Raw genomic sequence first — 247 nt, 5'->3', positions numbered from 1 at the left:
GCTCCGAGCCAAGCGAAGCCGCTAAGACCTGTGACCTCGCCGAGGCGCAGGGTTGCGAGCGCGTAGACGCCAAGCGGGAAGATGTAACCCCACCAGCCGAGATTGAACGGTACCCCGCCACGCAGGTAGCGCAGCGTCACGGCAAACGAGAGCAGAAACCACCACGCACCGTATCCCCAAAGGATCAGGGCACTGATCAGGCCCATGATCCGCAAACTGTCCTGCGCACCCCCAAAGCCCTGAGCTG

General features: G+C 63.2%; 1 pseudogene. It reads right to left on the bottom strand.

What is annotated here, in order from left to right:
• A pseudogene (locus CVH10_RS23145) lies at window positions 1-206 on the bottom strand (C4-dicarboxylate ABC transporter); the annotation flags it as partial.
• Window positions 207-247 lie beyond the last annotated feature (41 nt).

This window comes from Halomonas sp. ND22Bw (assembly GCF_003011945.1).
GTDB classification, from domain to species: Bacteria; Pseudomonadota; Gammaproteobacteria; order Pseudomonadales; family Halomonadaceae; genus Halomonas; species Halomonas halophila.
The sequence above is the reverse complement of the archived record's forward strand: the minus strand, read 5'-3'. Positions and strand labels throughout refer to the sequence as shown.